Here is a 12427-nt window from a genome sequence, read left to right on the forward strand (position 1 = left end):
CCGGGCCCTTGGCGTTACGGAGGCCGGGTCAGCGGTCCACGATGCGGTCGAACTGGGTGGTGGTGTGGCGCAGGTGGGCCACCAGCTCCTCGCCGACCTGGGGCTCCGGTGCATCCCCCGGCACGAACAAGATCGACACCTGCATGTGTGGCGGCTCCGCGAACCAGCGCTGCTTACCGGCCCATACATACGGGGCCAGATTGCGGTTGACCGTTGCCAGGCCGGCTCGTGCCACGCCCTTGGCGCGCGGCATCACGCCGTGCAGCGCCTTGGGGGACTCCAGGCCGACGCCGTGCGAGGTGCCGCCGGCCACCACGACCAGGTAGCCGTCGGAGGCCGCCTTCTGCTGGCGGTAGCCGAAGCGCTCCCCCTTCGCGACCCGGGTCACATCGAGGACCGAGCCGCGGTACTCGGTGGCCTCGTGGTCGCCGAGCCACAGCAGCGTCCCGATCCGTGCACGGAAGCGGGTCTGCGGGAACTGCTGCTGGAGCCGGGCGAGTTCCTGCGCCTTGAGGTGGCTGACGAACATGGTGTGCAGCGGCAGCCGGGCGGCGCGTAGCTGGTCCATCCAGCCGATGACCTCCTCGACGGCGTCGGAGCCGTCGGCGCGGTCCAGCGGCAGATGGATTGCGAACCCTTCGAGCCGGACGTCTTCTATGGCCGTGGCCAGCTTCGGCAGGTCCTCCGGCTTGACGCCGTGCCGCTTCATGCTGCTCATGACCTCGATGACGACCCGGGCGCCGACCAGCCCGCCCACACCCTCGACCGAGGAGACCGAGCGGATCGCCCGGTCCGGCAGCGGCACCGGCTCCTCGCCGTGCCGGAACGGGGTCAGGACGAGCAGGTCGCCGCTGAAGAAGTCCTTGATGCGGGCCGCTTCGTAGGTCGTACCGACCGCGAGGATGTCGGAACCGAGGCGGGTTGCCTCCTCGGCGAGGCGCTCGTGGCCGAAGCCGTAACCGTTGCCTTTGCAGACCGGGACCAGCCCGGGGAACTGCTGGAGCACGCTCTGCTGGTGTGCCCGCCAGCGCGCGGTGTCGACGTAGAGAGTGAGCGCCATGGCCGGGCCCGGGACCTTTCTCGTAGCTGGGTGTCTCAGGGTACGAACGGTGCGGTGGAGCTGTCGGCGGTGCGCAGGCTATCCGCGGAGAGACATCGCGATGTCGAATGCCTTCTGCATGAGCTTGTTGAGTGGGAAGTCCCACTCACCGAGGTACTCCGCTGCCTGCCCACCCGTGCCGACCTTGAACTGGATCAGGCCGAAGAGATGGTCGTTCTCGTCCAGCGAGTCGCTGATGCCACGGAGGTCGTAGACCGAGGCGCCGAGCTTGTAGGCGTCCTGCAGCATCTGCCACTGCATGGCGTTGGACGGGCGGACTTCCCGGCCGATGTTGTCGGAGGCGCCATAGGAGTACCAGACGTGCCCGCCGACGACCAGCATCGTCGCCGCGGAGAGGTTCACGCCGTTGTGCCGCGCGAAGTACAGCCGCATGCGGTTGGGGTCCTCGGTGTTGAGGGAGGTCCACATGCGCTGGAAGTAGCTGAGCGGTCGCGGACGGAACTTGTCGCGCTCCGCGGTGATCTCGTAGAGCCGCTGCCATTCGGCCAGGTCCTCGTAGCCGCCCTGGACGACCTCGACACCGGCCTTCTCGGCCTTCTTGATGTTCCGACGCCACAGCTGGTTGAAGCCCTTGTGGACCTCCTCCATGCTGCGGTCGGCGAGCGGCACCTGGAACACATAGCGGGGCTGGACGTCGGCGAAGCCTGCGCCGCCCTCCTCGCCCTGCTGCCAGCCCATACGGCGCAGCTGGTCGGCCACCTCGAAGGCGCGCGGCTCGATGTGGGTCGCCTCGACGTCGCGCAGGCGCTTGACGTCCTGGCTCTGGATGCCGGCCTTGATCGCCGCGGCGTCCCAGCGGCGGATGACGACCGGCGGGCCCATCTTCACGGTGAAGGCGCCCTGCTGCTTGAGATGCGTGAGCATCGGCTGCAGCCAGTCCTTGAGGTTCGGCGCGTACCAGTTGATGACCGGTCCCTCGGGGAGATAGGCGAGGTAGCGCTTGACCTTGGGCACCTGGCGGTAGAGGACGAGGCCGGCGCCTACCAGCTCGCCGCTCGGGTCGAACCAGCCCAGGCTCTCCGCGCGCCATTCGGCCTTGACGTCCGCCCAGGCAGGAACCTGCATGTGGCTGGCCGCGGGCAGGCTCTGGATGTATGCCAGATGCTGCTCTCGACTGATGGTCCTCAGGGTCAGGCTCATGCGGGGCGCTCCTCGGCAGGTGTGTCCCCATTGTCGGGGCTCCGGCTCTCGCGCCGAAGCCTACTGTGACCAGGGAGCGCCCCGACTGGCCCATGCGGGCACGGGCCCGTACGGCCCCTATCCGTTGCGCTAACCGATGACCCCGCCGAAGAGTCCGCCGTGTGCCAGGCCGAGGTAGAAGCCGAAGGCCGCCGCTCCGAGCCCGATGATCAACAGGAAGCGTTCACCTGTCGTGGACGAGATGAACTGGCCCCAGAGGCCGGTGCCGATTCCCACCAGGCCGACCCAGGAACTGACCAGGTGCAGACTGGGGGAAAATGTGGCGAAAGCGGCGATCGCGCCGAGGACTACGGTCACGATGGCGAGAGTGTTCTCGACGGGATGAGCCTGGCCGTCGCTGTTGAGCAGCGAGATCAGGCTGCGCTGGGTCCTTACTGCCTGTGCCATGCGGCACCTCCGATGACAGGGCGGCGCACTGTAACGCCGCTCACACCCGTTGTGTTCCAGATTGAGGGGTGTGGCACTCGGATTTCAACCGGAAGGCCTGAGGCAGGTACGCTGTACGGTCTGCGCCCATGTCTGTCCGGATACTCCGGCCGGGCTCGGTGCGGAACGCATCATGACCCTCCTGCCACGGAACGACCGTGGCCGCTGAGTCCAAAGGAGGTGGGTTCTACATGCGTCACTACGAGGTGATGGTCATCCTCGACCCCGATCTCGAGGAGCGCGCTGTCTCCCCGCTGATCGAGAACTTCCTCTCCGTCGTCCGTGAGGGCAACGGAAAGGTCGAGAAGGTCGACACCTGGGGCCGTCGTCGTCTCTCGTACGAGATCAACAAGAAGCCTGAGGGCATCTACTCGGTCATCGACCTGCAGGCCGAGCCTGCGGTCGTCAAGGAGCTCGACCGTCAGATGAACCTGAATGAGTCGGTCCTTCGGACCAAGGTCCTCCGTCCCGAGACCCACTGAGCGCGCAAGCGTCCAGCGGTAACCGGGTTCGAGTAGCAGCAACACCAGCAGCCAGCAGCACACCCGCCGAGAGGTTCCCCTAATGGCAGGCGAGACCGTCATCACGGTTGTCGGCAATCTTGTCGACGACCCCGAGCTGCGCTTCACCCCGTCGGGTGCGGCGGTCGCGAAGTTCCGCGTCGCGTCCACCCCCCGCACCTTCGACCGTCAGACCAATGAGTGGAAGGACGGCGAGAGCCTGTTCCTGACCTGCTCGGTGTGGCGTCAGGCGGCGGAGAACGTCGCCGAGTCCCTCACGCGGGGTACCCGCGTGGTCGTGCAGGGCCGCCTCAAGCAGCGGTCGTACGAGGACCGCGAGGGCGTGAAGCGCACGGTCTACGAGCTCGACGTCGAGGAAGTCGGCGCGAGCCTGAAGAACGCCACGGCCAAGATCACCAAGACCGGTGGTCGCGGTGGCCAGGGCGGCGGCTTCGGCGGCGGCGGCCAGCAGGGTGGCGGCGGCCAGGGTGGCGGCAGCTGGGGCGGCGGCTCCGGCGGCGGCCAGCAGGGCGGCGGCGGTGCTCCCGCCGACGACCCGTGGGCGACCGGTGCACCTGCCGGCGGCGGCCAGCAGGGTGGCGGCGGCGGTGGCTGGGGCGGCAGCTCCGGCGGCGGCTACTCGGACGAGCCGCCCTTCTAGGTCCGTACAGCCGGTCCGTCCGAGGCGTTGTTTCACGTGAAACAACGCCGTGGAACGGCCGGGGGCCTTGAGGGCGTCAGCACAAACTTCTTGAACTCACTGGAGAGAGACAATGGCGAAGCCGCCTGCTCGCAAGCCTAAGAAGAAGGTTTGCGTGTTCTGCAAGGAGAAGATCTCCTACGTCGACTACAAGGACACGAACCTGCTGCGGAAGTTCATCTCCGACCGCGGCAAGATCCGTGCCCGCCGGGTCACCGGCAACTGCACTCAGCACCAGCGTGACGTCGCCACGGCCGTGAAGAACAGCCGTGAGATGGCGCTGCTGCCCTACACGTCCACCGCGCGATAAGGGAAGGGTGACCGACACATGAAGATCATCCTCACCCACGAGGTCTCCGGCCTCGGCACCGCCGGCGACGTCGTTGACGTCAAGGACGGATACGCCCGTAACTACCTGGTCCCGCGTGGTTTCGCGATCCGCTGGACCAAGGGTGGCGAGAAGGACGTCGAGCAGATCCGTCGCGGTCGCAAGATCCGCGAGATCGCCACGATCGAGCAGGCCAACGAGGTCAAGGGCCAGCTCGAGGGCGTCAACGTGAAGCTGGCCGTCCGTGCCGGCGACGCGGGTCGTCTGTTCGGCTCCGTCACCCCGGCCGACATCGCCTCGGCGATCAAGGCTGCCGGTGGTCCGGACGTCGACAAGCGCCGTGTCGAGCTCGGTTCGCCGATCAAGACCCTGGGCGCGCACCAGATCTCCGTGCGTCTGCACGCCGAGGTCGTTGCGAAGCTCGGCGTCGAGGTCGTCGCCGCGTAATCGCAGCAGTTCAGCACAACGCTGAAGGGCCGTACCCCCCCTCGCGGGGGTACGGCCCTTCGCCGTGTTGCGGTGCCGTGGGCCGGCGCTCAGTCCACGTCCTGTGCGTGCTTGTACAGCTCGGCGATATCGTCGTCGAAATACGCGGCATAGGAGATGTCGTCCTCGTCGCCGCCGCCCTCATGGCCGCCCAGGACGCCGATGACCGTGCCGGTGTGGCTCTTGGGGTCGTAGTCGGCCAGCCAGGGACTGCCGCTGGTGCCGCCTTCGAAGTCGGTGCACTGGACGCGTAGCTGGGTGTCGCTGAACTTCGTGGTGCGGTTCTGGCAGGAGATCGGGGTCTCGCGGCTCGTGGGGTAACCGGTGATCTTGACCTCGTTGTCGAAGCCGCGGTCGATGCCGAGGGTGTTGCCGCCCAGGACGTCCTGGATCTGCTTGCCGTGCTTCTTGTCGAGTATCAGGAAGGCGACGTCGAGATCCTCGTCCTGCGACTTTGCCCAGCGGTCGTCGATGACCACTTTCTTGACCTTCCACAAGCCGGTGGGTTCGTCGCCACCGCGGTAGTCGGGGGCGAAGACGAGATCGTTCACCGTGGTCCCGGCATCGGCGTCGAAGGCGCAGTGTGCCGCCGTGATGAGCATGTTGCGGCCGGGACTCTGGACGACGCTGGCGGTGCAGAAGTGGTCGCCGGAGTCGTCCTTCTCAAAGACCACGCCGACCCGGGCGTTCTGCTCCGTTCTGCGCGGGGTGTAGGCGTTGCCGTCATCGGCCGGGGCCGTCGCGGCGGGATCCTGGTCCTGGGGATCCTGTCCCGGTTCGCCGGACTTGCCGAAGCTGCTGCGGCCACTGCCGATGTAGCCGGTGTCGGCGTCCTCCGCGGAGTAGCCCACCACAGCGGCTGCCACGACGACGATGAACGTCAGGGGCAGGAGGGAATTCCTGGTCAGGGCGCGCACACGGTCATTATCGACAGCCACTCGCGGTTACGGGACAGTTCAGCGGGAGGCTCCGGTCACAATCCATCGGCCCGAGCGGGTCCGGAGCCAGAGCGTCAGCATGCGCACGGTCATCATCAAGGCCATCGCCCACCACAGGGCGACAAGCCCGCCGCCGAGGGCGGGTGCGGCCAGCGCCACCGGCGCGAACAGGGCCAGCGTCACGACCATTGCCCAGGCGAGGTACGGGCCGTCGCCCGCGCCCATCAGGACGCCGTCGAGTATGAAGACGATGCCGGATATCGGCTGAGTGACGGCCACGACCAGCAACGTGGTCATCAGCGGTCCGCGGACGGCGGGATCGGCGGTGAACAGGGGGACGAACAGCGGCCGGGCGAGCGCCACCAGCACCCCGAGGACCACGCCGGAGGCGATGCCCCACTGCACCATGCGGCGGCAGGCGGCCTTGGCGCCGTCCCGGTCGTCCGCACCGAGGTAGCGACCGATGATGGCCTGGCCGGCTATCGCTATCGCATCCAGCGCGAAGGCCAGCAGCTGCCAGAGAGTGAGCACGATCTGGTGCGCGGCTATCTCCGCGTCGCCGAGCCGGGCCGCGACGGCGGTGGCGATCATCAGCACCGCGCGCAGCGAGAGAGTGCGCACGAGCAGGGGGATGCCGGCCTGTGCACAGGCGCGTATCCCCGAAGCATCGGGGCGGAGCGAGGCGCCGTTGCGCCGTGCGCCGCGGATCACGACGGTGAGGTAGGCGGCGGCCATGCCGCACTGGGCCATGACCGTGCCCCAGGCGGAGCCGGCGATACCGAGGCCGGTGCCGTAGACCAGGCCGGCGTTGAGCGCGGCGTTGGCGGAGAAGCCGCCGATGGCGACGTACAGCGGGGTCCTGGTGTCCTGGAGGCCGCGTAGCACGCCGGTGGCGGCCAGTACGACGAGCATCGCAGGGATGCCGAGGGCGCTGATGCGAAGGTAGGTCGTGGCGTACGGTGCTGCGGTGCCGGATGCGCCGAAGGCTTCGACGAGCCAGGGGGCGGTGGGCAGCACTGCCGTGATGACCGCGGCACCGAGGAGGAGCGCGAGCCAGATCCCGTCCATGCCCTGACGGATGGCGGCGGGGAGATCGCCGGCGCCGACCCTGCGGGCGACCGCGGCGGTGGTGGCGTACGCGAGGAAGACGAAGACGGAGACCGCGGTGGTCAGCAGGGCGGCGGCGACGCCGAGGCCGGCCAGCTGGGGGGTGCCGAGGTGGCCGACGACGGCGCTGTCGACCATGAGGAAGAGAGGTTCCGCGACCAGTGCGCCGAAGGCCGGCAGGGCGAGGGCGACGATCTCGCGGTCATGGCGGCGGTGGGCGCGCCGTGGCGTCGCGGGAGCCTGTGTCATGCAGGCAATCTAATCTTCCACAGGTAAGAGATGCAATCCTCTTGTGGTCCTTACTTTCCGCTGTGTGGAGTCGTCATCTCCGTACTGTTTGCCGTGATCTTGACCAGGTCGTCGAAGTTTTTCTCCCCCACAGCCTATGGATGAGGAAACTGCAGGTCAGAGGCGTGTGGGTGGGCTGATTGTGTGCTTGTCCACAGTAGTTTCCCCCGGCCCGTGCACAGGATCCGGGGACTTCTCCACAGCTGGAGGCCCGTCATCCACACGGCCTGTGGATAACCAGATTGGCGGACGGTGCCCGCGGGCCTACCGTGGTCCGGCACCCGCCGCCTGTTCCGGCCTGAAACATCGTCCGAACTCGACGCGCCGTAACCGGAGTCGGGCGTCTCGATTGTCAGAGCTGTGCCGTAAGAAAGAAGAGCACAGCAAGGTCCGCGCCGCGGACGGGAGGAGGTGCCGGGGTGAGCATGCCCGAGCCCATGGAGGACCCTTGGGCGGACTCCGGTCCGAGCGACCGGCTGCCGGCCCCCCGCTCCCGTCGAGGTGAGGGCAAGGGCCGCGGACGCGGCGACCGCCAGGACCGTGGTGACGATGAGGGCGGCTCCTGGGCGGGCGGCTTCGAGCGGGTCCCCCCGCAGGATCTGGACGCGGAGCAGTCGGTGCTCGGCGGCATGCTGCTGTCCAAGGACGCCATCGCCGACGTTGTCGAGGTCCTCAAGGGCGAAGACTTCTACCGCCCCGCCCATGAGCTGGTATTCCAGGCGATCCTCGACCTCTACGCCAAGGGCGAGCCCGCCGACCCGATCACCATCGCGGCGGAGCTGACCAAGCGCGGCGAGATCGGGCGGGTCGGCGGCGCCTCGTATCTGCACACCCTCGTCCAGTCCGTGCCCACGGCGGCCAACGCCGAGTACTACGCCGAGATCGTCCACGAGCGTGCCGTGCTGCGCCGGCTGGTCGAGGCCGGCACGCGGATCACGCAGATGGGATACGCCGCGGACGGCGACGTCGACGAGATCGTCAACAGCGCCCAGGCGGAGATCTACGCCGTCACCGAGCAGCGGACCAGCGAGGACTACCTGCCGCTCGGCGACATCATGGAAGGCGCCCTCGACGAGATCGAGGCGATCGGCTCACGCCAGGGCCAGATGACGGGCGTGCCCACCGGCTTCACCGACCTCGATTCCCTGACGAACGGCCTGCACCCGGGCCAGATGATCGTGATCGCGGCCCGTCCCGCCATGGGTAAGGCCCTTGCTCTCGACACCCCGCTGCCCACCCCCTCCGGGTGGACCACCATGGGCGAGGTGAAGCCCGGGGACTATCTCCTCGACGCAACGGGGAAGCCCACTCGCGTGGTGGCCGCCACCGAGGTGATGACGGGACGCCCCTGCTACGAGATGTCGTTCGACGACGGCACCACCGTGATCGCCGATGCGGATCACCAGTGGCTCACCGACACCCGGGCTGCTCGCAGGTCGGCGCAGGCCGCCGACGTCGGGCACAGCGGCTCCCGCGACCAGCGCAACTTCGCCTCGGTCAAGACGACCAAGGAAATCGCCGCGACGCTGCACTGCCACACGGCCGAGCGGCGCAACAACCACAGCGTAGAGAACGCAGCCGCTCTCGAACTCCCGCATCGGGACCTGCCGGTGGCTCCGTACACCTTGGGCGCCTGGCTGGGGGACGGCCAGAGAGAAGCCGCCGGCCTTCAAGACGCGCTGCGGAACATGGGTCTACTGGGGAAGGCACACATCCCTCAGGAGTATCTGCGCAGCGCCGTTGCCCAGCGCAGAGAACTCCTCGCGGGGTTTGTCGACACCCACGGAGCCGTCACCAGCACTGGATCGGTGCAGTTCACGGTCACCAACAAGGCGCTGGCTGAAGGGCTTTGTGAGCTGGTGGTGAGCCTCGGCCAGCGCTGCGACATGCGCGCCGAGCGGATCACGGGGCGCGCAGAGGAGTCGTCCACCGCGTACCGCATCGCCTTCACGCCGACCAACGAGGTGGTCGGCCCGGAGCGGATGCGGAGCGACCACGCAGAGAGCGGACGCCCCGGTACTGCGGAGGCGAAGCAGCGCTTCATCACCGACGTCCGCGAGATCGAGAGCGTCCCGGTCCGCTGCGTCCAGGTGGACAACCCGGATCACCTCTACCTGGCCACTCGGTCAATGGTCCCCACCCACAACTCCACCCTCGCGCTGGACTTCGCACGTGCCTGCTCGATCAAGAGCAATCTGCCGAGCGTGATCTTCTCGCTGGAAATGGGGCGCAACGAGATCGCGATGCGTCTGCTGTCCGCCGAGGCCCGGGTGGCGCTGCACCATATGCGCTCCGGCAGCATGACGGACGAGGACTGGACACGCCTGGCGCGCCGTATGCCGGATGTGTCGGCCGCGCCGCTGTACATCGACGACTCGCCCAACCTCTCGATGATGGAAATCCGCGCCAAGTGCCGTCGGCTCAAGCAGCGCAACGAGCTGAAGCTGGTCGTCATCGACTATCTCCAGCTGATGCAGTCCGGCGGATCGAAGCGTGCCGAGAGCCGCCAGCAGGAGGTCTCGGACATGTCCCGAAACCTCAAGCTCCTGGCGAAGGAACTCGAGCTCCCGGTCATCGCGCTCTCCCAGCTCAACCGTGGTCCCGAGCAGCGCACGGACAAGAAGCCGATGGTCTCCGACCTCCGTGAATCCGGCTCGATCGAGCAGGACGCCGACATGGTCATCCTGTTGCACCGCGAGGACGCCTACGAGAAGGAGTCCCCGCGCGCCGGCGAGGCCGACCTGATCGTGGCGAAGCACCGTAACGGTCCTACGGCGACGATCACGGTGGCGTTCCAGGGGCACTACTCGCGGTTTGTGGATATGGCGCAGACGTGAGTGAGGCCTTGTAGGGGCGTACATCGCCTGGCGTTGGAGCAGTTGACGGCGAGCCCGACATCGTGGTCCTGCTCCCAGCAGCCAGTTGTGCTCCATGTCCGAGTACCCACCAGTGCTGCTTGTCCGAGTTCCCAGCAGGCCGAAAGCAGTTCCTGCGATCGAGGCCCTGGTGTCGCGTATCGCGAACCGGCCCGCGCTCAGGTCCTGCGGGTCGGAAATGGGCCCCGGCGCCGGGCCTGTGGCTCGGACACCGCGGCCCATTTCCGTCACCTACGCGACTTTCCGGCGGTCACCAACCATGGCCGTTACAGCCCATGGACGAGCCCATGCCGGTGATCTGCCCGCCCGGTGATCCCTCGCTGTTGATCAGGTTGGACAGAATGCCATTGGCGATCCCAACCTCGCCGAGGACGTTGACGTCGAGGACGTGCGCCCCACACCCACCGGCGCCGCCGGCGTTGGCGGTGCCGGCGCCGAGGAAGCTGACACTGCCGAGGACGGCTGCCACAACAGCGGCCTTGTGAAGCTTGCGCATATCTCCTCCATTGATTGAGCGGATGCGATCTGCAACAGATCCACTTCGTACAGTTACTGGAAGCTAATACGAAAAATCCCGCCCCGCTCATCGGCGCTGGCATACGGGTCTTCGGGGGCGGCCGGTTCGCGGCGCGCAACGCCCGGCAGTCCGCCTTTCAAGGGGTGGCGGTCGACAGCGATTGTGTGACCTGCCGTCATCGCGGAGGGTGCCGCGATCGCCGGCGCGTCTGCCTCCCTCTCGCCTTCGCTTGTGAGGCGTGAGAAGAGGGGGAGTTGGCGACCGTGCCGGACTGTGCGCGTGTCATCTCCGGTCTGTTTGCGACGGGTTCGGACCGTCGCTCGGGAGGCGGGATGGAGGGGGCCGCTTTGCTTCCAGGAAGCGCCAACTCTCCTTGGAGTTAATGAGGTTGGTGGGGATGGGGCAAGGTGAGACGCCGTCGGTCATCAGCTCGGGCTTGATTCTTCTGGCTGGGCAACCCGGCGCGGTCGGGTTCCGCGACTCACTTCGCCCGCGTGCTCAACTAGCTTTGCTGCGAGGGCTTCATATTCGCCGTGGCGGGTCAACGCCCTCTGCATGTAAGGAACCTCGACGTTTCGATGAGGTCATGTGGGCCGGACGTGCTGGTGGCAGCGTTCCAAGTTGTTCTCGAAGCAGCTGTGGCCCACTTGGATGATGCGGCCGGCCAACACCCCATGCCGTACCGGCGGATCCGGAGCGGCGCAGTGGTGCGGGCGGAGCGCTCATTGTGGTGGGTCTGCTTCCGGGGGCTGAATGAGGTGAGGTCCAGACGAAGCGGAAGGGGCGGGTGTAGGGCCATTCCGGCTACGCCACCCAGATGCCGATCGTCCACGGGCGCTGGCTGTGGACCTGGCCGACCCGGCGGACCCGATAGGCCTGGGCTCGGCGGCTCCGGCGTACGACTGACGCCCCGACGGGTTAGCCCTCGAAGTCGCAGACAGCACCGGAGGGCTCAACGGATGGCTTAGCGTCGGGCAGCGCCGCTCCGAACTGACTGCCCGACAAGTGTTCGCCTCCGCGCGAGGCCGGAGCCGTCGTCGAGGTGATGACGCGGTGAGTGGACCGGGCGTGGTCGCGACGGGGCGTCAGCCCTCGGCCGAGGACGATCCATGCGCTCAGTGCGGCCATGGGGACGGTGGGGAGCAGTGTGGTGACGACGGCGCTGAGGCCGCCCCCGGTGCCGAGTAATTGCCCGGTGATCAAGAAAAGGACCATGTTGTTTCCGGCATGGGCCAGGCTTGCGACCCAGACGCTGCCGCTGCGCTGGTAGAGCCAGGCGAGAATGATTTCCTGGCAGAGAAAGGAAACGGTCCAAGTGGCCAGGCCGGGTATCAGGTCTGAGAATTCGATATAGCCTATAAAGGGCAGGGGGTAGTGCCACGTCGCCCAGATGAGGCTGGTTGTGATGAGGGACGGTGCAGTTCTGCCCGCGTACAGGCGCGGACGGAGGTAGCCGGTCCAGCCGAATTCCTCGCCCCAGTACAGCGGTATCAGGAAGGGGACCACCAACATCAGCAGGGCTATTGCAGCCCATCCGGGGATTCCGGGCAGCAGACTGTTGAGCGGTGAGAGTTCTGGGCGCCATAGGCCCAGTGCTGCCGCCAGGCCGACGGTGGCGGCGGCTGTGAGGAGCGGGCCGAGCCAGGCAGCGAGGTAGTAGGGCCAGCCGGTCTTCAGGTGCGGACGCAGTCCCGCATCGGCGAATCCCTCCTTGGTGACCCAGCGCCGGACGATCAGCGCGGCCATCCCTGGCATGCAGAAAGCGGGCAGTTGCAGTAAGGGATGGAGCGCCGAGAGTCCGAGGCTCAGGTGTGCGATCAGCAGCCAGAGCCATGCTCCCCCGAAGGAGATGGCGAGGAATGCTGCGATTCCCTTGTTTCTTGTTGACATGAGTATTTTCCTTCCAGTGGCAATCAGGGCGGGCTGAGTCCGAGGTGACTG

General features: G+C 67.3%; 12 protein-coding genes. 5 read left to right on the forward strand and 7 right to left on the reverse strand.

Annotation, left to right across the window (positions count from 1 at the left end; translation table 11 throughout):
• Positions 1-28 precede the first annotated feature (28 nt).
• The 3 genes from ACIRPT_RS12440 to ACIRPT_RS12450 form a co-directional block, all read right to left on the reverse strand.
• Positions 29-1060 (reverse strand): alanine racemase, encoded by a 1032-nt coding sequence (locus tag ACIRPT_RS12440; RefSeq protein WP_403825955.1) that lies wholly within the window; start codon positions 1058-1060, stop codon positions 29-31.
• A 78-nt stretch (positions 1061-1138) separates the two neighbouring features.
• Complete coding sequence (locus ACIRPT_RS12445; RefSeq protein WP_403499774.1) at positions 1139-2260, reverse strand: lipid II:glycine glycyltransferase FemX; 1122 nt, start codon at positions 2258-2260, stop codon at positions 1139-1141.
• Positions 2261-2389: 129 nt separating this feature from the next.
• Positions 2390-2707, reverse strand: a complete 318-nt coding sequence (locus tag ACIRPT_RS12450) for a hypothetical protein (protein WP_403499772.1) — start codon at positions 2705-2707, stop codon at positions 2390-2392.
• A gap of 230 nt (positions 2708-2937) precedes the next feature.
• Between ACIRPT_RS12450 and rpsF the strand changes: the two genes are divergently transcribed.
• The 4 genes from rpsF to rplI all read left to right on the forward strand — a co-directional run bounded on the left by rpsF (position 2938) and on the right by rplI (position 4721).
• A complete protein-coding gene (gene rpsF / locus ACIRPT_RS12455; RefSeq protein ID WP_003978891.1) occupies positions 2938-3228 on the forward strand; it encodes a 30S ribosomal protein S6 in 291 nt (96 codons plus the stop codon).
• A gap of 82 nt (positions 3229-3310) precedes the next feature.
• Positions 3311-3907: a single-stranded DNA-binding protein gene (locus ACIRPT_RS12460; RefSeq protein WP_403825959.1), complete on the forward strand. Its 597-nt coding sequence runs from the start codon at positions 3311-3313 to the stop codon at positions 3905-3907.
• Between the two features lie 112 nt (positions 3908-4019).
• Positions 4020-4256 carry a 30S ribosomal protein S18 gene (gene rpsR / locus ACIRPT_RS12465; RefSeq protein WP_003978893.1) on the forward strand — a complete coding sequence of 79 codons (237 nt, stop codon included), beginning with the start codon at positions 4020-4022 and terminating at the stop codon, positions 4254-4256.
• 18 nt (positions 4257-4274) lie between these two features.
• Positions 4275-4721 carry a 50S ribosomal protein L9 gene (rplI, locus tag ACIRPT_RS12470; protein ID WP_400069096.1) on the forward strand — a complete coding sequence of 149 codons (447 nt, stop codon included), beginning with the start codon at positions 4275-4277 and terminating at the stop codon, positions 4719-4721.
• 89 nt (positions 4722-4810) lie between these two features.
• On the opposite strand, the gene ACIRPT_RS12475 is transcribed toward rplI, so the two are convergent.
• Positions 4811-5677, reverse strand: a complete 867-nt coding sequence (locus ACIRPT_RS12475; RefSeq protein ID WP_403499766.1) for a trypsin-like serine peptidase — start codon at positions 5675-5677, stop codon at positions 4811-4813.
• Positions 5678-5716: 39 nt separating this feature from the next.
• Entirely contained in the window at positions 5717-7054 is a 1338-nt protein-coding gene (locus ACIRPT_RS12480; RefSeq protein ID WP_403825964.1) for an MATE family efflux transporter, read from the reverse strand.
• Positions 7055-7518: 464 nt separating this feature from the next.
• Between ACIRPT_RS12480 and dnaB the strand changes: the two genes are divergently transcribed.
• The gene (gene dnaB / locus ACIRPT_RS12485) at positions 7519-9930 is read left to right on the forward strand and encodes a replicative DNA helicase (RefSeq protein WP_403827050.1); all 2412 of its coding nucleotides are present in this window, start codon (positions 7519-7521) and stop codon (positions 9928-9930) included.
• A 289-nt stretch (positions 9931-10219) separates the two neighbouring features.
• On the opposite strand, the gene ACIRPT_RS12490 is transcribed toward dnaB, so the two are convergent.
• A complete protein-coding gene (locus ACIRPT_RS12490; RefSeq protein WP_403499746.1) occupies positions 10220-10465 on the reverse strand; it encodes a hypothetical protein in 246 nt (81 codons plus the stop codon).
• A 939-nt stretch (positions 10466-11404) separates the two neighbouring features.
• Entirely contained in the window at positions 11405-12376 is a 972-nt protein-coding gene (locus ACIRPT_RS12495; protein WP_403825967.1) for a lysostaphin resistance A-like protein, read from the reverse strand.
• Between the last annotated feature and the right edge of the window lie 51 nt (positions 12377-12427).

Source organism: Streptomyces sp. NPDC101227 (assembly GCF_044767545.1).
In the GTDB taxonomy this organism is placed as follows: Bacteria; Actinomycetota; Actinomycetes; order Streptomycetales; family Streptomycetaceae; genus Streptomyces.